We start from the raw sequence: 19,110 nt of genomic DNA, 5'->3' as shown, positions 1-19,110 counted from the left end.
CCAAACGCAACTAAGAGATACGACATGGACCTGAACTTCACCCCAGAAGAAGAAGCCTTCCGCGCGCAAGTGCGCGCCTTCCTCGCCGACAAGCTGCCCGCACGCCTCTCGGCCAAGGTCAGCGGTGGCCAGATCCTCGGCAAGGCCGACATGGAAGAGTGGCACGCCACCCTCAACGCGCATGGCTGGCTGGCCAATCACTGGCCCGAGCAGTACGGCGGCCCGGGCTGGACGGCGGTAGAGAAGTTCATCTTCGAGAACGAATGCGCGCTGGCCTTTGCGCCGCGCGTCGTGCCCTTTGGCGTGAACATGCTCGGCCCGGTGCTGATCAAGTACGGCAACGAGGCGCAGAAAAGCTACTGGCTGCCGCGCATCCTGAGCGGTGCCGACTGGTGGTGCCAGGGCTACTCGGAACCCGGCGCGGGCTCTGACCTGGCGGCGGTAAAGACCTCGGCCGTGCGCGGCACCGATGCGCAGGGCGAGCACTACATCGTCAACGGCCAGAAGACCTGGACCACGCTGGGCCAGCACGCCAACATGATCTTCTGCCTGGTGCGCACCAACCGCGAGGCAAAGAAGCAAGAGGGCATCAGCTTTTTGCTGATCGACATGAACTCGCCCGGCGTGGAAGTGCGCCCGATCATCACGCTCGATGGCGAGCATGAGGTGAACGAAGTCTTCTTCTCCGACGTGCGCGTGCCGGCCGAAAACCTGGTGGGCGAAGAGAACAAGGGCTGGACCTGCGCCAAGTACCTGCTGACCTACGAGCGCACCAACATCGCGGGCGTGGGCTTCTCGGTGGCCGCGCTGGAGCAGCTCAAGGGCATTGCCGCCAAGCAGACCAAGAACGGCAAGCCGCTGAACCAGGACCCAGCCTTTGCCGCGCGCCTGGCGCGTGTCGAGATCGACCTGGAGAACATGAAGACCACCAACCTGCGCGTGATCGCTGCCGTTGCTGGTGGCGGCGTGCCGGGCGCGGAAAGCTCGATGCTGAAGATTCGCGGCACCGAGATCCGGCAAGAGATCTCGTCGCTGACGCGCCGTGCAATGGGCGTCTACGGCCGGCCTTTCGTCGAAGAGGCCCTGCATGACGGCTATGAAGGCGAAACCTTCGGCCCGGCCTACGCCAAGGCCGCCGCGGCGCGCTACTTCAACAACCGCAAGCTGTCGATCTTTGGCGGCTCGAACGAAATCCAGAAGAACATCATCTCCAAGATGATTCTTGGTCTGTAAATGGCACACCCCCAGGCTGCGCGCACTTCGTGTCGCTTCGCCAACCCCCTTGCAGGGGGCAACACCAGCGGCCCGGCAAAGCCGGTTCCGCGGTGTTCCTGGGTTGGGCCCGTTTTTTATGCCGCGCGTGTTCGCGCGGCATGTGTCGCGCAGAGCGCGGTGGAGAACTGAAATGAATTTTGAACACACCGAAGACCGGCGCATGCTCGCCGACAGCCTGAACCGCTTCATCGCTGAGCAATACGCCTTTGATGCACGCGACCACATTGCCAAGTCGCAGCACGGTTTCAGCAAGGAAATCTTCCAGCAGTTTGCAGAACTGGGCGTGATCGGCGCGCTGTTTACCGAGGCCGATGGCGGCTTTGGCGGCGGCGGCTTTGACATTGCCGTGGTCTTCGAAGCACTGGGCCGTGGCCTGGTGGTCGAGCCGCTGCTGGGCGCGTTGATGGTCGGCGAGGCGATCAGCGCCGCCGGCAGCGCTGCGCAGAAAGAGAAGCTGGCCGACATCATCAGCGGCAGCACCGTAGCGGCCTTTGCACACGACGAGGCCGACACGCACTACGAGCGCACGCGCGTGGCCACCCGCGCCGAACGCAGCGGCAATGGCTGGGTACTGAACGGCGCCAAGGCGGTCGTGGCGCAGGGCGAGCAGGCCGACCTGTTCCTGGTCTCTGCCCGCAGCTCGGGCCAGGTGGACGACGAAGCCGGCATCTCTCTCTTCCTGGTGCCCGCAAAGACCGCCGGCCTCACGGTGCGCGGCTGCCCCGCCGTCGACGGTGGCCGCGTGGCAGAACTCACGCTCGATGGCGTGACGCTGGGCGCAGACGCGCTGCTGGGCGCAGAAGGCCAGGGCCACGTGGCACTGGAGCGCGCCATCGGCCGCGGCGTGCTTGCGCTCAGCGCCGAGGCGCTGGGCGCCATGGAAGCGGCCAAGACCGCCACGCTCGACTACCTGCGCACGCGCAAGCAGTTCGGCCTGCTGATCGGCAGCTTCCAGGCGCTGCAGCACCGCATGGCAGACCTGCTGCTGGAGATTGAGCAGGCGCGCTCGACCGTGATCAATGCAGCGGCTGCCATCGACAGCGAAGACCGCGTGACGCGCGAGCGCGCACTGTCGGCCGCCAAGTTCAGCATCGGCCGCATCGGCGCGCTGGTGGCAGAGGAAAGCATTCAGCTGCACGGCGGCATCGGCATGACCTGGGAGCTGCCGCTGCCGCACTACGCCAAGCGCCTGGTGATGATCGACCACCAGTTGGGCGACGAAGACCACCACCTGCAGCGCTACATCGCGCTCGGTCAAGCATCTGGCCAGGAGACTGCAGCATGAAGGGCACGCTTCCGCTGGCGGGCATCCGCGTACTGGACCTCTCCCGCGTCCTCGCCGGCCCCTGGTCGGCCATGGTGCTGGCCGACCTGGGCGCAGAAGTCATCAAGGTCGAGATCCCCGGCCGTGGCGACGACACGCGCGACTGGGGGCTGCGCGTGGGCAGCACCGAAACCGCCTACTTCAACAGCGTCAACCGCAACAAGCGCTCGATCACGGTCGATCTGCAGACGGCCGAAGGCCAGGAGATCGTGCGTGCGCTGGTGAAGAAGAGCGACGTGGTGATCCAGAACTTCAAGTACGGCGGGCTCGACAGGATGGGCCTGGGCTACGCCCAGCTCAGCAAAGAGCAGCCGGGCCTGATCTTCTGCTCGATCACCGGCTACGACAGCACCGGGCCAGAGGCCACGCGCCCCGGCTACGACCTGGTCGTGCAGGGTGAAACCGGGCTGATGGCCATGAACGGCGAGGCCACCCAGCCACCGCTGAAGTTTGGCGTGGCGGCGGTTGACCTGTTCACCGGCATGTACGCCGCGCAAGCCATGCTGGCCGCGCTGTACGAGCGCGAGAAAACCGGCAAGGGCCGCAACATCGAGATGGCGCTGTTCGACTGCGGCCTGATGATCACCGCCTACTACGGCCTGGAGGCCCTGCTGCTGGGCCAAGACCCGCCGCGCTACGGCAATGCCCACCCGTCCATCGTGCCCTACGGCGTGTTCGACGCCGAAGACGGCCCGGTGGTGATCACGGTGGGCAACAACGCGCAGTTCGCGCGCTTCTGCACCGACGTGATCGAGCGGCCCGACCTGGCCGCCGACGAACGCTTCAAGACCAACGTCCTGCGCGCCGCCAACCGCGACGCCCTGGTGCCCGAGATCCTGCGCGAACTGGGCCAGCGCAAGCGCCAGCTCCTTCTGGAGCGACTGACCCGCGCCGGCATCCCCTGCGGCGAGGTGCTGGGCCTGCACGAGGCCATGACTTCCAAGCGCGCCACCGAGTCCGGGCTGGTAACCACCCAGCCGCACCCCGAGGCCGGCAGCGTCAACGTACTGGCGCCGCCCTACCGCTTCGACGGCGAACGCCTGCCGGTGCGCAGCGCGCCACCGCAGTTGGGCGAAGGCACGCGGGAGGTGTTGCAGTCGCTGCTGGGCTTGTCTGAAGACAAGGTGGCGCAGTTGCAGAGGGATGGGGTTCTTTGATGTCTTGAAGGCTCTTCAGGGCCTCCAAAATTTCAAGGCTTGCTTGCCTTGCAGGCGGCGGGAGCCGGGAGTTCGCCCCGGCGGGCGAGTAACTTTTCTCTTGTGGTCTGCCCAAGAGAAAGTCACCAAAGAGAAGGCGACCCCGCTGTGGCGGTCCGGCTTTGCCGGACTGCTCTGCAGTGCTCAGAGTCAGCAGGCGGCTGCGGAACTCGCTGCGCTCAAACAGTCCTCGCCGTCCCTTCGCTGCGCTACGGGCAACCTGCCGACTCCTCCGCTCCTCGACGCCACAGAGGGGACCCGGGACAGCCACACGGGCCATCGTTGCGCTCGGCCCGGTATTGCTCCCTCCCCCGCTGGGGGAGGGTTGGGGTGGGGGCCGGCTGTTCGGCTGCCCCCCGCCGTTGGCAGGGCCGAGCAGCGCAGCGACGGGCGGATCAGGGATCGCCCTTGTTTGAGCGAAGCGAGTTTGGGCGATACCCCGCCCGGCGCGAGCAGCGCAGGGAAGCCCGTAGGGCCCCTGGCTCCGGCTCGCCTTTCTTTTGCCTTTTCTTTGGCGAAGCAAAGAACAAGTAGGTCGCCCGCCGGGGCGAGTCCCGACTCCCGCCGCAAGCAAAACACCAGCACTATCAAATAGATAGCTATCAGCCCAGCCTGTACCTTGGGAAAATGCACTTTTCATTCAAAATCGCCGCCCAAGCTCAAGGCCGCGACGGCTGAGACAGCACCCACTCCGCCAACACCGCCGCATCCGCCTCAGTCACCAGCGACTGGCGCGGCATGATGACCCGGCCCCATGTGCCCACGCTGCCGTTGCGGATCTTTGCGGCGACCTGCTGCGGCGCGGCGGGGTCGTTGCGGTAGCGCTGCGCGATCTGCGCAAAGCCGGGGCCGATCTGCTTGTGGACCATGCCGTGGCAGGCCATGCAGCCGTTCTTGCGGGCCAGCACCTGCGCCTGTTCCGCAGTGGCGGCCAACCCGAGAGCAGGCAGCAGCAAAGACGCCAGAAGCGCAGACGCTAGATGCCGCAAAAACTTTTTGAAAGAAAAGTGCCCGCAGCCCAGGCAGGGCCTGGGCATATAGCTATAAAACATATAGCAAACCTTACCCGCCACGCCTCAGCGCGCCACGCCCAGCAAGCGATCCACCAAGTCCGGCGCGTCGCGCAGGCTCTGCGCCGTGCCCGCGTGCACCACCGTGCCATGGTCCAGCACCACGGCGTGGTCGGAGATGGCCAGGATGGCCTGGGGGTGTTGCTCGACGATGATGGCGGCCAGGCTTTCTTCGCGGGTGATGCGGCGGATGGCGCGCAGCAGCTCTTCCACGATGATGGGCGCCAGGCCTTCCAGCGGCTCGTCCAGCAGCAGCAGTTGCGGGTTGAGCACCAGCGCGCGGCCCACGGCCAGCATCTGCTGCTCGCCGCCCGACAGCTGGTTGCCCAGGTTGCCCTTGCGCTCGGCCAGGCGCGGGAACATGCGGTAGACGCCCTCCGGGTCCCACTTGCCGGGGCGCGCGACGGCAGTCAGGTTCTCGTGCACGGTGAGCGACTTGAAGATGTTGCGCTCTTGCGGCACCCAGCCAATGCCGGCTGCGGCGCGCTGGTGCGGTGCCAGCTTGTGCAGCGCCACGCCGCCCAGCGTGATGCTGCCGCCATGCTGCTGGGTGGCACCGGCCAGGGTGTTGATGAAGGTGGTCTTGCCGGTGCCATTGCGGCCCAGCAGCGCCAGGGTTTCGCCCGCGCCCAGGCTGAGCGATACACCGTCGATGACCACGGCCTCGCCGTAGCCGGCACGCAGGTTTTCTACTTTCAACAGCTCAGCCATGTGCCGCCTCCTGCTCGGTGCCGTGGCCCAGATAGACCTCTTTCACACGCGGGTCAGCGGCGATCTCTTCAGGGCTGCCTTCTGTCAGCAGCGTGCCGTTGACCAGCACCGTCATGCGATGGGCGAAGCTGAAGACCAGGTCCATGTCGTGTTCGATCAGCAGCACCGACACATCGGCCGGCAGCGCTGCCACGGTCTGCAGCAGCTCTTCGCGCTCGCCGGCCGGCACGCCGGCGACGGGCTCGTCCAGCAGCAGCACGCGCGGCTCGCTGGCCAGGGCGATGGCGATCTCCAGCAGGCGGCGCTTGCCGTAGGCCAACTGGCGCGTGGGCTGGGTGGCGACCTCGGCCAGGCGGAACTGCTCCAGCAACTCGCCGGCGCGCGCGGCCACCGCCGCGTTGTGGCCCACCGGCTGCCACCACTTGCCCCCCAGGCCGCGGCGCTGCGCCACCACCAGGGCCAGCGTTTGCAACGGCGTCATGCTGTCGAACAGCTGGTTGATCTGGAAGGTGCGCACCATGCCGCGCTGCACGCGCTGGTGCGGCGCCAGCGCGGTGATGTCTTCACCGTCGAGCAGGATGCGGCCCTCGCTGGGGCGCAGCACGCCGGTCAGGATATTGACCAGCGTGGTCTTGCCCGCGCCGTTGGGGCCTATCAGTGCGTGGCGCGCGCCCTTTTGCAGATCAATGCTGACGTCGTTGGTGGCGACGATGCCGCCAAAGCGCATCACCAGGCCCTTGGCCGAAAGTACCGCACTCATGCCTTGGCTCCCTTCGCCTTGCGGAACCAGGTCTGCGGCCGCAGCAGGCGCTCGCGGCCGACCAGCACCAGCAGCACCAGGATCAGGCCGATCCAGAACATCCAGTACTGCGGCGTGATGGACGAGAGGCTGTCCTGCAGCACCTTGAACACGATGGCGCCGGCAATGCCGCCATAGAGCCAGCCGATGCCGCCAATGACCAGCATCAGCAGCACATCGGCCGAGCGGTCAAAGGCCAGCACATCGAGCGAGGCAAAGCCCGTGGTCTGCGACAGCAGCGCACCGGCAGCGCCGGCGATGGCTGCCGCCACGGTGTAGACCACGGCCAGCCGCGACACCACCGGGATGCCGATGGCCGAGGCGCGCAGGCGGTTGTCGCGGATCGCCATCAGCGTGGCGCCAAAGGGCGAATGCACGATGCGGCGCATCAGCACAAACAGCAGCAGGAACACGCTGAGCGAATACCAGGCCGCCGTGCGCCCGTACAGGTCAAAGTCGAACAGGCCCAGCACGGGGCCCAGCACCACGCCCTGCAGGCCGTCGGCGCCGCCGGTCAGCCAGTCGAGCTTGTTGGCCAGCTCCAGCAGCAGCAGCGCCGTACCCAGCGTGACCATGAGCCGGGTCAAATCACTCCCGCGCAGGATGGTGAGGCTGGCCACCGCGCCCAGCACCGCCGTGGCGGCCACGGCCACCAGCAGGCCCACGGTCGGGTCAGGCATGACGTGCTTGGCAAACAGCGCCGCGACATAGGCGCCAAAACCGAAGAAGCCCGCATGGCCCAGCGACACGATGCCGGTGTAGCCCAGGATCAGGTCCAGCGACACGGCAAACAGCGCGACGATGGCGATCTCGTTCACCATCAGCGCATGCTGCGGCAACAGCAGCGGCGCGGCAAAGGCCAGCGCCCACAACACGAATTCCCACACCCGTGGGCGCGAGCTGGCGCGCAGGGCGGCCTGGTAGCGTTGTGCGTCCATCAGCGGCCGCCTTTCCGGGTGAACAGGCCTTGCGGGCGCCAGAGCAGGATCAGGATCATCAGCAGGTAGACGGTGAAGGCGCCCATCTTGGGGATGTAGTACTTGCCGGCCACGTCGGCAATGCCCAGCAGCAGCGCGGCCGCCAGCGGGCCGGTGATGGAAGACGTGCCGCCCACGGCCACCACGATCAAAAAGTAGATCATGTACTTGAGCGGGAAGGTCGGGTCCAGCCCCAGGATCTCGGCACCCAGCGCGCCGCCCAGGCCGGCCAGGCCCGAGCCCATGGCAAAGGTCAGCAAGAACACCACGTTGACGTTGATGCCCAGGCCCGCAGCCACGCGCGGGTCATCCACCGCAGCGCGCAGGCGGCTGCCAAAGCGGGTCTTGGACAGCAGCAGTTGCAGCACCACCGTCAGCAGCGCGCAGATGGCGATGATGAAGATGCGGTAGTGGCCCATGCCCAGCAGCAGCGCGCCGTCGCCGATCTCGGTGCGGCCGCGCAGCCATTCGGGGATCTGCACGTTCTGCTGCGAGCCGCCGATGAAGTAATCCACCCCCGCCACCGCCATGAAGGCCAGGCCGATGGAGAACATCACCTGGTCCAGGTGCGGCTTCTTGTACATGGGCCGGTACAGCGTGCGCTCCAGCAGCGCCCCCAGCGCAGCCGTCAGGATGAAGGCCAGCGGCAGACACGCCAGAAAGGGCAGGCCCAAGCGCTGCATGGCCAGCACCGTGATGTAGCCGCCCGCCATGGCGAAGGCGCCATGCGCCAGGTTGATGAAGTTCATCAGGCCCAGCGTGACGGCCAGGCCGACCGCAAGCACAAAGAGCAGCATGCCGTAGGCAATGCCGTCGAAAAGTATGGTCAACATGAGAGCAACTTACCAGAGTGCCGAACGGCCACAGCGCAGCCGACGGCCCTTACCAGGAACACCGCGGAACTGGCTTTGCCAGGCCGCTGGTGTTGCCCCCGGCAGGGGGTTGGCGAAGACACGAAGGGCGAAGCCTGGGGGCGAGCTACTTCTTCGCTGGATCCTTGACTTGTTTGATCGAATCAAATTCGACGTTGTAGAGCTTGCCGTCCTTCTTCTCGACCTTGCGCAGGTAGACATCCTGGACCACGTCACGGGTTTGCGGGTCAATGGTGATCGGGCCGCGCGGGCTCTCGAAGCTCTGGCCCTTCATGGCGGCCAGCAGTGCCGGGCCGTCGCCCTTGCCGTCGGTGGCCTTGAGCGCCTGGTAGATCACGTGCATGCCGTCATAGCCGCCCACGGCCATGAAGTTGGGGCGCATGCCCTTGTTGGCCTTCTCGAAGGCGTCGACAAACTTCTTGTTCACGTCCGAGGGGTGCGCGGCCGAGTAGTGGTGCGAGGTGACCACGCCCAGTGCGCCGTCGCCCATGTCGTTGAGCTGGTCGTCGTCGGTCACGTCGCCGGTGGCGATCATTTTGATGCCGGCCTTGTCCAGGCCGCGCTCCAGGAACTGCTTCATCACCGCCGCGCCATTGCCCGAGGGCACGAAGACGAACAGCGCATCGGGCTTGGCATCACGCACCTTTTGCAGGAAGGGCGAGAAATCCGGGTTGCGCAGCGGCACGCGCAGGGATTCGGTCACCTCGCCGCCGTTGGCGGTAAAGCGCTCCTTGAAGAATTTCTCGGCGTCCAGGCCCGGGCCGTAGTCCGACACCAGGGTGACCACCTTCTTGATGCCGTTCTTGGGCGCCCAGTCGGCCATGGAGACGGTGACCTGCGGCAACGTGAAGCTGGAGCGCACCACGAAGGGCGAGGCCTCGGTGATGCTGGAGGTGGCCGCGGCCATGACGATCTGGGGCGTCTTTGATTGCGTAGCGATGGGCGCCACGGCCAGTGCCAGCGGCGTCAGACCAAAGCCGGCCAGCACGCCGACCTTCTCGTTGACCACCAGCTCTTGCGCGATGCGCTTGCTGACATCGGGCAGGCCGGTGTCGTCCTTGATGATCAGCTCGACCTTGCGGCCGGCCACGGTGTCGCCGTTTTGCGCCATGTACAGGCGCGCGGCGGCTTCGATCTGGCGGCCGGTGCTGGCAGCCTGGCCGGTCATGGGCAGGATCAGGCCAATCTTGAAAGGCGTGGCCTGGGCAAAGACCGGCGCGCTCGCCAGCGAAGCGGACAAGGCCAGCACGGCGAGGCCGGTGGCATGGAGGGCGTGGCGACGTTGCATGAGAGGTCTCCTGATGAAAAACGGGGCGGCGCCCATGGCGCCGGGGCGATGCATTGTCGTGGCACGGCGCAGGATGGCGCTCAGGCAAAAGTACCTAGGCCGGCGCGGCAGTGCACGACTATCAAAAGAGCTGCGCGATCATCGCGCAATGAAGCGAGGCTGAGAAGAATCGCTCAGACCGTATCCGGCCGCCAGGCCGAATCCAGCGTCACCGCCCCGACCACGCGCGAGACGCAGGCGCAGATGCGGCGGTTCTCGGCCTTCTCGTGCTCGCTTAAAAACACGTCGCGGTGGTCGATCTCGCCCTCTACCGCCAGCACATCCATGGCGCACAGGCCGCACTCGCCGCGGCGGCAGTCCGACAGCGTCTGCACGCCGGCACCTTCCAGTGCGTCGATCAGGCTGCAGCCGGCCGGCACCATGATGTCCAGCGCATGGCGCGGCAGCTGCACGCGAAAGGCCTGCGGCGCGAAGCGGCCGCTGCTGCCAAAGGTCTCGAAGCGCAGGTTGGCCGCCGGCCGGCCGGCGGCCTGCCAGGCGTGGCGCGCGGCATCCAGCATGGGCACCGGGCCGCAGACCAGCATCTGCGCGCCGGGCGGCAACGCGGCAATCTCAGCCGCAAAGTCGATCATCTCGCCCCTGCCGGAGATGCGCACGGCCAGTGCCTCGCCCAGCAACTGACTCAGCTCCACGCCATACGCCTGCTCTTCTTCGCTGCGCACGCCGTAGAGCATGCGCACTGGCGCACGCGCGCCGGGCTTTTGCGCCTGCAGCGCCTCGGCCATGCGCAGCAGCGGCGTCACACCGATGCCGCCCGCCACCAGCAGGTAGGCGCTGGCGCTCAGGTCCAACGGAAAGTGGTTTTGCGGGCCGGATACCGGCAGGCGCTCGCCCACGGCCAGGCGCCACATGGCGAGCGAGCCGCCACGGCCGTCGTCCAGCCGCTTCACGGCAATGCGCCAGGCGGTGCCATCCGGCGTGCCGACCAGTGAATAAGAACGCGTCTGCGGCCGGCCATCGACCAGCACCTGGACCTGCAAATGGCTGCCCGGCGCCCAGTCACCGCAATTGGCGGCGCCATCGTGCGCGGGGCGCAGCAAGATTTCACGAACGGTCGGGGTCAGGTCGCGGACGGCCGTGACGACGGCATCGGTCCAGGTGGCATTGGTACGCATGGGAATGTCTCGTGGGGATTTCTAGAAACGTGGTCAGCGGCGGCGGATCAGCTGCACGCCGGGCATCTGGTGCACCTGTGGGCGCATCACCGCCTCGCGCAGGTTGCGCTGGGCAATGCGCGAGTGCTCGCGCATGATGGCCTCGGCCCGACCGCCCTCGCGCCGCTCTATGGCGTCTAGCACCTGCACATGCTGGTCTTGCGCCACCACCAGCATGTCGCGCGCGGCGGGCGACTGCGCCTGCACCGCGACAAAGCCCGAGGGCGAGGCAAAGGGCAGGTGCGTGATGCGGTCCAGCTCGCGCGTCAGGAAGGGGCTGTCGGCCATCTCGCCCAGCAGCGCATGGAACTGCGCATTCAGCGCCACATAGCGCGTGAAGGCATCGTCGCCCAGCACGGGCGGCTCCAGCAGCGTGTCGATCTGGCGCAGGCACTGGCGCGCCTCGGCCAGCACCACGGCGGCCACGCCGCGCTCGGCCGCCAGCCGCGCGGCCAGGCCCTCGACCGTGCCGCGCAGCTCGATGGCTTCGGACACGTCGCGCTCGGAGAAGGTCTTGACCGCGTAGCCGCCGTTGGGCAGCGCCTGCAGCAGGCCTTCTTGCTCCAGCCGCATCAGCGCGGCACGGATAGGCGTGCGCGAGACGCCCAGCTTCTCGACCAGCACCAGCTCGGCAATGCGCGCGCCGCCGGGCAGCTCGCCGGCCAGCACCATCTCGCGCAGCCGCAACTGCGCCTTGACGGCCTGGCTGGAGCCGGCGGCGTCTTCGGGGGTCAGGGCGGGATCAGGCCGCACGGCGGATCGGGATGATGGGTGAGCCGGCGCCTGGGGCTGGCCGTTCCTTGGCCACCAGGCCATCGATCAAACGCCGCGCCCACATGGCGCCGGCGTCGATGTTGAGGTTGTAGAACTTGTGGTCCGGGTGCTCGTCTATGGCTTTTTGCTGGGCTTCGAGCACCAGTTCGTCTTCGCGGAAGATGCCGGCCACGCCTTCGCGCAGTTCGTGTGTCAGGCGCTGCTCGCCCAGGCAGTAGTTGCGCGAGAAGGCCCAGAAGTAGAGGCAGGTCTTGTCGGTCTCGGGCGTGATGGTGTTGAGCACATAACCGTTCACGCCCTTGCTGCGGTCGCCAGCATCGTCACCGTGCGGCACCGCGCCGCTGCCGGCCTCGGCCACGCCAACGTCGATGTTGACGGTGCACGGCCCCTCGAAACGGATGATCTGCCAGCGGTCCACCTTGCCGGTGTAGCCGCGCGCATGGCGGATCTGGCCGGCCCAGAACGGCGGCGCGTCGATGTTCTCCATCCAGCGCGTGACGGTGGCGCTGCGGTCACCGTGGGTGGCCACAAAGGGCGCCTCGGCCACCTCGCGGTTGCCGATGGAAGAGCCATGCACAAAGGTCTCGTGCGTGAGGTCCATCAGGTTGTCGACCACCAGGCGGTAGTCGCAATGCACACGGATCATCTTGCCGTCGCCGGCCCAGGCCGGGTCGTCGTTCCAGTGCATGTCGGGGATCAGCGCCGGGTCGGCCTTGGCCGGGTCGCCGGGCCAGACCCAGGCAAAGCGGTGCTTCTCCACCACCGGAAAGGCGCGCACGCAGGCCGAAGGGTTGAGCGTTTCCTGGCTGGGCATGTGGGTGCAGCGGCCCTGGGCGTTGTAGACCAGCCCGTGGTAGCCGCAGGTCACCTCATCGCCATCCAGCCGGCCCATGGACAAGGGCAGCAGCCGGTGCCAGCAGGCGTCTTCCAACGCCGTGATCTGGCCAGCAACGGTGCGGTAAAGCACCATTTTCTGGTTGCAAATGGTGCGCGGCAGCAGCGCGCGCTTGACCTCTACGTCATAGGCGGCGGCGTACCAGGCATTCAGCGGGAAAGACGGCGTGGGCGTGTTCATGAATACCCAATGTATACAGAAATGCCAAAAAATCCAGCAGATTTGGCCAATACAAGGGAAAACACCAAGCTCCCTGTATTCATGTACTCCGCGAATTGATGATCTACGATGATGGACGTTTAGTCCCAGTTTTCCCACTACGCGAAGTGAGCCAGTCCCCGCCCGCCCCAAAGGCCGCGGAGCAGGCCAAGCGCAAACATCCGCGGAACCGGCTCTGCCGGGCCGCCGGATGTGCCCCCTGCAAGGGGGTTGACGAAGCGACACGCAGTGCGCGAAGACTGGGGGTGTTCCACAAGCCCTGGAGATTCCATGACCCATCCCGTCCTGCCCGCCCGCTACGACCATGTCGGCAGCTTCCTTCGCCCCAAGTACCTGCTGGAAGCGCGTGAGCAAAAAGCCCAGGGCAAGATCAGCGCCGAAGAGTTGCGCGCCGTCGAAGACAAGGCGATCACCGAGATCGTGAAGTTCCAGGAAGACGTGGGCCTCAAAAGCATCACCGACGGCGAATTCCGCCGTACCTACTTCCACGTCGACTTTCTGGAGCAGCTTGGCGGCGTCAAGAGCGACATCCCGGTGACCATCCAGAAGCCCGATGGCACGCAAGAGCTGGCCCCGCCGGTGATGCGCGTGATCGACAAGGTGCGCCATGCCAAGAACATCCAGCTGGCCGACTTCGAGTACCTGAAGAGCCAGGTGGCGGCCGGCAACACGCCCAAGGTCACCATCCCCTCGCCCACCATGCTGCACTTCCGTGGCGGGCGCGCCGGCATCAGCAAGCAGCACTACCCCGAGCTGGATCCCGAGTTCTACGACGACGTGGCCAAGGCCTATGGTGACGAGCTGCGCAGCCTGGCCGCCGCCGGTTGCACCTATGTGCAGATGGACGACACCAACCTCGCCTACCTGTGCGACGAGAAGATGCGCGAGGCGGCCCGCCAGCGCGGCGACGACCCGAACGAGCTGCCGCACCGCTACGCCGCCTTCATCAACAAGGTGGTGGCGCAAAAGCCCGCCGGCATGACCCTGGCCATGCACCTGTGCCGTGGCAATTTCAAGAGCACGCACGCCGCCAGCGGCAACTACGAACCTGTGGCCGAGGCGCTGCTGTCCGAGATGGACCTGGACGCCTACTTCCTGGAGTACGACGACGACCGCAGCGGCGACTTCAAGCCCCTGCGCTACCTGCCCAAGGGCAAGACCGTGGTGCTGGGCCTGGTCACCACCAAGTTCGGCCAACTCGAAGACAAGGACGACCTCAAGCGCCGCATCGACGAAGCCGCGCGCTACGCGCCGCTGGAGCAACTGGCGCTGTCGCCGCAGTGCGGCTTCAGCAGCACGGTGCACGGCAACGACATCGCCGTGGAAGCCCAGCGCGCCAAGCTGCGCCTGGTGATCGACACCGCGCGTGAGGTCTGGGGCGACCGCTGATCGGTTGACTTTGCCCTGAGCTTGCCAAGAGGCGGCAAGCTTGGTCAGCACAAGGGTGGTGACGGCAGCGCATGGCCTTGCGTCTAATTGAATGAGAAGAAATCTCATTTACAATAATGCCCTGCCACCCGCCCAGACTCATCCTGCGCGGACCACCACCCCGCTTCATGAGACACACCGCCCACCCCACCATCTGGTTGGGCCTGGACCTGCGCTGGGCCTACCAAAGCCTGCTGCCCGCCATCTGGCGCAGCACCTATTGCGTGCACCGCGCGCAAGACGTGCTGCACGACGCCTTCCTGCGCTATGCGCTCAGCGGCCGCCATGCGGGCATCGCTCGGCCGCATGCCTACCTGCGCACCGTGGTGCGCTCGGTGTTGGCGGACCACGCAACCGATGCCCAACGCTACGTGGCGCTGCCCATGCCGGGCGACGCCGACACTGGTTCCACGGTGCAGGGTGAAACGCTGGACAGTGCCTTCACCGCGCCATCTGCCGAGGCGCTGGCCGACCTGCAGCAGCGCCTGACTGCCGTGCAACGCGCCATCGAAGGCCTGCCGCCCCGCTGCCGCGAGGTGTTCTGGCTGTGCCGGATAGAGGGGCACACGCAGCCCGAGATCGCCACCCGGCTGGGCATCAGCCTGAATATGGTTGAGCGCCACCTGATGCGCGCCCTGCTGGACCTGCGCGCCGCGCGCGACCTGCTGCAGCGATGACCTCAAGCGTCCGCGCGGAAGCCGCGCGCTGGTTCACCCGCATGCACGGCACAGCCGGTGGCCCAGCCAGCGCAGCCAATACATCAGCCTGGCGCGCCTGGCTGGCAGCCAGCCCCGAACACGCGCGTGAATACGCCGCCTTCGAAGCACTGTGGCGGGACTTTGACTCTGCCCCACGCGCCCATGCCCTGGCCGATGCGGCGCAGCGGCTGGCCGGCCAGCGCCGCCAAGTCCGCCGTCGCACGGTGGTCAGAGGCACGCTAGGGTTTGCCGGCCTCGGGCTGCTTGGCCTGCTCGGCCGCCACGGCTGGAATGCCTGGCAGGACAGCGCCACCTACGCGCAGGCACGCGAAAGCGGCATCGGCGAACGCGTCACGCTCACGCTGCCCGACGGCAGCACCCTGGCATTGGGCCCGGACAGCAGTGCGGCGCTGCGTTACAGCCGGCGCCAGCGCGCCGTGGTGCTGCAGCGCGGCGAGGCCCTATTCGACGTGGCCCGCGACGCAAGCCGCCCCTTCGTCATCGACGCCGGCAGCGCCCGCATCATCGTGCTCGGCACGCGCTTTGTCGTAAGCCGCCTGCCGGGGCTGGTGCGGGTGAGCGTGGCGCACGGCAGCGTGCAGCTGGCGGCGCAAGCCGGTGGCACTCCCCTGTTACTGCAGGCGGGCGAGGTGGGCGAGCTGGCCGACGACGCCAATGCGCTGGCCTTGCCCCAACGCGTGCCGCGCAATGCACAAGACGCCTTCGCCGCCACCGAGCGCGACCTGGTCATCTTCGACCAGGCCAGCCTGGGCGAGATCGCCGCCACCCTCTCGCGCTGGCGCCGCCAGCCGGTGCGCACCGATGCACCGGCTGGCAGCGGCCCGCGCATCACGGCGGCGGTGCAGGCGCGCGATGTGGAGGGCTTCCTCCTGGCGCTGCCGCGCATCGCCGCCGTGCGGGTGCAGGAGCGCGACGGCAGCACCTGGCTGTCCAACCGCCCACCACCGCCCTGAAAAAAATCGACTACGGACATCAGGGATAGCACGCCCTTCTCCGTCAAACAGGACATCGACACCTGTTTTTATCTACGGAAGAAGCTCTCACATGCACCGTCCCCCTCTTGCCCGGCCGCGCCTTGTCGCCCTGGCCTGCGCCGCCGCGCTCACCGCCGCCCTGGCCCAGGCCGCACCCGCAGACATCGACCTGCCCGCTCAGCCGCTGCCCGACGCCATCAAGGCCCTGGCGCGCGCCGCCGGTGTCAGCATTGCGGCAGATAGCGCCCTGCTCGCAGGCAAGACGGCGCCCGCCGTACGCGGACGGTTGGAGCCGGCAGATGCACTCGCCCGCCTGCTGGCGGGCAGCGGGCTGGAGGCCATGGCACAGCCACAAGGCGGCTGGCTACTGCGCCGGGCAGGCACCGAACGCACGAGCACATTGCACGAGGTGCGGGTAACGGCCAAGGGCGAAACCGCTGACGGCCCGGTGCACGGCTACGTCGCCCGGCGCAGCGCCACGGCCACCAAGACCGACACGCCGATCATCGAGACGCCGCAATCCATCTCCGTCATCGGCCGCGAGGAAATGGAGGACCGGGGCGCGCAGAACGTGATGGAAGCCATGCGCTACACCGCAGGCATCGTGACGGAGAGCTACGGGCTCGACCCGCGTGGCTTTGACTACATCAAATCCCGCGGCTTCAGCACCACCAACTCAGGCCAGTACCGCGATGGCTTGCGCCTGTACGGCAGCGACTTTGCGCTGTTCAATGCCGAGCTGTACGGGCTGGAGCGGCTGGAGATACTGCGCGGGCCGTCTTCGATGCTGTTTGGCCAGGGCGATGCGGGCGGCGTGGTTAACTGGGTCAGCAAAAAGCCGACGGAGGAAAGCCGCCGCAGCGCCCAGTTGCAACTGGGCAATCACGACCGGCGCCAGTTGTCAGCAGACCTTGGCGGGGCACTGAATGAGGACGGCTCGCTGCTCTACCGCCTGCCCATCGTGCTACGCGACAGCCACTCCCAGTACACCTACAGCAACGGCGCGCGGCAACCCGATGACCGTGTCTACCTGGCCCCTTCGCTGACCTGGAAGGACGGCGCGAGGACCTCCGTCACCCTACTGACCGAGTTCATGGACGACCGGCGCGGCACCCACTTTGGCCCCTACCAGATCCCCTACGGCGAATCGACCGGCGTCAGTGCGGGCGACCCGGCCTTTGACCGCATGCGGCAGCGCCAGTCCATGATCGGCTACCAGCTCCAGCACACGCTCGCTAGCGATTGGACCTTCAGCCAGAGCCTGCGCTACATGAACAACGACGTGGACTACCGCGCGCTCACGGGCTACGCCGTACAGGACAACAGCCTGTACCGCTACCTCTACGCCGCCAGGCAAGAGGTCTCGCAGTGGGCCGTGGACAACCGGCTTGAAGGGCGCGTTGACTTCGCCGGCCTGCAGCACCGGCTGCTGCTAGGGCTGGACTCCTACCGCGTGCGCAACCGCGTCGACACCTTCTACTCGGCCGCCATTCCTCCGGTCAACATGCTGGCGCCGGTCTATGGCCAGTCCATCGACATGCCCTCGACCCCCAGCACCAGCACGCGCACCAAGCTGCGGCAGACCGGCATCTATCTGCAGGACCAGATCGATCTGGGCGCGCAATGGCGCCTCACGCTGGGCCTGCGCCGGGACGAGACCCGGCAGGACACCTACAACCTGATCGCAGCAGACCAGCAGAAGCAGAGCGACCAGGCCACCACCTACCGCGTGGGCGTCTCTTACGTGCAGAACCCACAGCTCGTGCCCTATGCGAGCTACAGCGAATCCTTCCTGCCCAACACGGGAACCGGCTACGGCGGCCAGGCCTTCCAGCCCTCGCGCGGGCGGCAGTACGAAGTCGGCATGAAGTACGCCCCGCCACAATCGAATGCGCTCTTCACCATTGCCGCCTTTGACCTGCGCAAGAGCAATGTGCTGACCAGCGATAGCGCCCATGCCTGCACCCAGGTGCCAGACGATCCTGCCTGCGGCACCTACCAGAAGGCCGAAGGCGAGGTGCGCACGCGCGGCGTGGAGCTGGAAGCCAAGGCCAATCTGCGCAGCGGGCTCAACCTGGTGGCCAGCTACACATGGCTGGATGCAGAGATCACGCGCAGCGCAGACGGCAACGCCGGCCGCCGCCCGCTCGACGTGCCGCGCCAGCATGCTGCGCTCTGGCTGAACCAGCGCGTGTCCGCATTGCCGGGACTGGAAGTGGGCCTGGGCGCGCGCTACATGGGATCGACCTACAGCGACAGCCTCTACCTTGCGCAAGTGCCGTCCTACCGCGTCTTTGATGCTGCCCTGCGCTACCGGATCGACCCGCAATGGAACCTGGCCGTCAACGTCAGCAACCTCGCGGACAAGCACTATGCGACCACCTGCCCGCTCGGCACCTGCTATTACGGCCCGCGGCGCACCATGCTGGCCACACTGTCCTATGACTGGTAGGCGCCGACTGGCGGGCGCATGGCTCGCCGCCCTGCTCCTGCTGCCGTGCCTGCTGGCAGCCAGCGCCTCGGCGCAGGAGCCGGTAAGCCTGCCCGGCACGCGGCAGATCAGCTTCATGGCCGGGCCCGCCAATGACCGGGAGTACCGGCTGCTGGTCAGCGAGCCGGCCGGCAAGCGCGTCCCACGCGCCGGGCATCCGGTGCTGTTCGTGCTGGATGGCAATGCCCACTTCGCGGCCTTCCACGATGCCAGGCGCGCGCAAAGCGCCTTCGCAGAAGCCATCGTGGTTGGCATCGGCTACCCGACCACCTTGCCGCACGACTTCCTGCGGCGCTCCTATGACTTCTCCCCCGCCGTCACGCCGGAGCGCAACAGCCCGCCCCAGGGTGGCGACGATGAGCTGCTGGGCACGCTGGAGCGGGTCATCGCCGAGCTGGGCCAGCGCTACCCCATCGACCCGCAGCAACTGAGCCTGTTCGGCCATTCATTTGGCGGCATGTTCGCCATGCATGCGCTCTTCACGCGGCCGGCCCTGTTCAGCCATTACGTCGCGGCCAGCCCGTCGCTGTGGTGGAACGATCACTACCTGTTGGCGCAAGAGCAGGCTTTTGCCCGGCGGGTGGAATCAGGTGACTGGAGCCCCCGGCACCAAAGCCTGCTGCTGATCGTGGGAGAACGCGAAACGCCCCAGGACATCCAGGAGCTGGAGGCCTTAGAGCGCCGGCTCCAGCCGCTCTCCCGCTGGGGCTTGCGCACAGCCAGGCACCTACAGCCCGACGAGGACCACATGTCACTGCCGGCCAGCATCGCGCCGCGTGTCTTGCGGCAGGTTTTCACGGCACGGCGCAGGTGAGACGTGGCATGCGGGCGCGCACCATAACTATCAAATAGATAGCTAATAGCCCAGTAAGGACAAGGGCTAA

The 19,110-nt window shown here is 66.9% G+C and carries 17 protein-coding genes; 8 read left to right on the top strand and 9 right to left on the bottom strand.

Annotated elements, in window-relative coordinates:
* Positions 1-24 precede the first annotated feature (24 nt).
* The 3 genes from AAFF27_08755 to AAFF27_08745 all read left to right on the top strand — a co-directional run bounded on the left by AAFF27_08755 (position 25) and on the right by AAFF27_08745 (position 3,756).
* The gene (locus tag AAFF27_08755; GenBank protein ID XAH25266.1) at positions 25-1,233 is read left to right on the top strand and encodes an acyl-CoA dehydrogenase family protein; all 1,209 of its coding nucleotides are present in this window, start codon (positions 25-27) and stop codon (positions 1,231-1,233) included.
* 172 nt (positions 1,234-1,405) lie between these two features.
* Positions 1,406-2,560, top strand: coding sequence for an acyl-CoA dehydrogenase family protein (locus AAFF27_08750; protein ID XAH25265.1), 1,155 nt, complete (start codon positions 1,406-1,408; stop codon positions 2,558-2,560).
* Entirely contained in the window at positions 2,557-3,756 is a 1,200-nt protein-coding gene (locus AAFF27_08745) for a CaiB/BaiF CoA-transferase family protein (protein XAH25264.1), read from the top strand. Before AAFF27_08750 ends, AAFF27_08745 begins: the two co-directional genes overlap by 4 nt.
* 698 nt (positions 3,757-4,454) lie before the next feature.
* Here the strand turns inward: AAFF27_08745 and AAFF27_08740 are convergent.
* The 9 genes from AAFF27_08740 to AAFF27_08700 form a co-directional block, all read right to left on the bottom strand.
* Positions 4,455-4,751, bottom strand: a complete 297-nt coding sequence (locus tag AAFF27_08740; protein XAH25263.1) for a c-type cytochrome — start codon at positions 4,749-4,751, stop codon at positions 4,455-4,457.
* Positions 4,752-4,871: 120 nt separating this feature from the next.
* Positions 4,872-5,576 (bottom strand): ABC transporter ATP-binding protein, encoded by a 705-nt coding sequence (locus AAFF27_08735; GenBank protein ID XAH25262.1) that lies wholly within the window; start codon positions 5,574-5,576, stop codon positions 4,872-4,874.
* Positions 5,569-6,336 (bottom strand): ABC transporter ATP-binding protein, encoded by a 768-nt coding sequence (locus tag AAFF27_08730; GenBank protein ID XAH25261.1) that lies wholly within the window; start codon positions 6,334-6,336, stop codon positions 5,569-5,571. Before AAFF27_08730 ends, AAFF27_08735 begins: the two co-directional genes overlap by 8 nt.
* Positions 6,333-7,313 (bottom strand): branched-chain amino acid ABC transporter permease, encoded by a 981-nt coding sequence (locus AAFF27_08725; GenBank protein ID XAH25260.1) that lies wholly within the window; start codon positions 7,311-7,313, stop codon positions 6,333-6,335. Before AAFF27_08725 ends, AAFF27_08730 begins: the two co-directional genes overlap by 4 nt.
* A complete protein-coding gene (locus AAFF27_08720) occupies positions 7,313-8,185 on the bottom strand; it encodes a branched-chain amino acid ABC transporter permease (GenBank protein ID XAH25259.1) in 873 nt (290 codons plus the stop codon). Before AAFF27_08720 ends, AAFF27_08725 begins: the two co-directional genes overlap by 1 nt.
* A gap of 145 nt (positions 8,186-8,330) precedes the next feature.
* On the bottom strand, positions 8,331-9,512 hold the full coding sequence (locus tag AAFF27_08715; protein ID XAH25258.1) for an ABC transporter substrate-binding protein: 1,182 nt from the start codon (positions 9,510-9,512) through the stop codon (positions 8,331-8,333).
* A gap of 173 nt (positions 9,513-9,685) precedes the next feature.
* The gene (locus AAFF27_08710; protein ID XAH25257.1) at positions 9,686-10,687 is read right to left on the bottom strand and encodes a PDR/VanB family oxidoreductase; all 1,002 of its coding nucleotides are present in this window, start codon (positions 10,685-10,687) and stop codon (positions 9,686-9,688) included.
* A 33-nt stretch (positions 10,688-10,720) separates the two neighbouring features.
* The gene (locus tag AAFF27_08705; protein ID XAH25256.1) at positions 10,721-11,479 is read right to left on the bottom strand and encodes a GntR family transcriptional regulator; all 759 of its coding nucleotides are present in this window, start codon (positions 11,477-11,479) and stop codon (positions 10,721-10,723) included.
* Positions 11,469-12,575, bottom strand: a complete 1,107-nt coding sequence (locus tag AAFF27_08700; protein ID XAH25255.1) for an aromatic ring-hydroxylating dioxygenase subunit alpha — start codon at positions 12,573-12,575, stop codon at positions 11,469-11,471. The genes AAFF27_08705 and AAFF27_08700 overlap by 11 nt, the downstream gene beginning before the upstream one ends.
* Before the next feature lie 309 nt (positions 12,576-12,884).
* On the opposite strand from AAFF27_08700, the gene AAFF27_08695 reads away from it, so the two are divergent.
* The 5 genes from AAFF27_08695 to AAFF27_08675 all read left to right on the top strand — a co-directional run bounded on the left by AAFF27_08695 (position 12,885) and on the right by AAFF27_08675 (position 19,040).
* On the top strand, positions 12,885-14,003 hold the full coding sequence (locus AAFF27_08695; GenBank protein XAH25254.1) for a 5-methyltetrahydropteroyltriglutamate--homocysteine S-methyltransferase: 1,119 nt from the start codon (positions 12,885-12,887) through the stop codon (positions 14,001-14,003).
* 167 nt (positions 14,004-14,170) lie between these two features.
* Positions 14,171-14,719: an RNA polymerase sigma factor gene (locus AAFF27_08690; GenBank protein XAH25253.1), complete on the top strand. Its 549-nt coding sequence runs from the start codon at positions 14,171-14,173 to the stop codon at positions 14,717-14,719.
* Complete coding sequence (locus tag AAFF27_08685; GenBank protein XAH25252.1) at positions 14,716-15,714, top strand: FecR domain-containing protein; 999 nt, start codon at positions 14,716-14,718, stop codon at positions 15,712-15,714. The genes AAFF27_08690 and AAFF27_08685 overlap by 4 nt, the downstream gene beginning before the upstream one ends.
* A 91-nt stretch (positions 15,715-15,805) precedes the next feature.
* Complete coding sequence (locus tag AAFF27_08680; GenBank protein ID XAH25251.1) at positions 15,806-18,187, top strand: TonB-dependent siderophore receptor; 2,382 nt, start codon at positions 15,806-15,808, stop codon at positions 18,185-18,187.
* Positions 18,177-19,040 carry an alpha/beta hydrolase-fold protein gene (locus AAFF27_08675; GenBank protein ID XAH25250.1) on the top strand — a complete coding sequence of 288 codons (864 nt, stop codon included), beginning with the start codon at positions 18,177-18,179 and terminating at the stop codon, positions 19,038-19,040. Before AAFF27_08680 ends, AAFF27_08675 begins: the two co-directional genes overlap by 11 nt.
* The last annotated feature ends 70 nt before the right edge of the window (positions 19,041-19,110 follow it).

This window comes from Xylophilus sp. GW821-FHT01B05, from assembly GCA_038961845.1.
In the GTDB taxonomy this organism is placed as follows: domain Bacteria; phylum Pseudomonadota; class Gammaproteobacteria; order Burkholderiales; family Burkholderiaceae_C; genus Xylophilus.
Note: the sequence above shows the minus strand (reverse complement) of the source record. Positions and strands in the feature narration are given on the sequence as shown.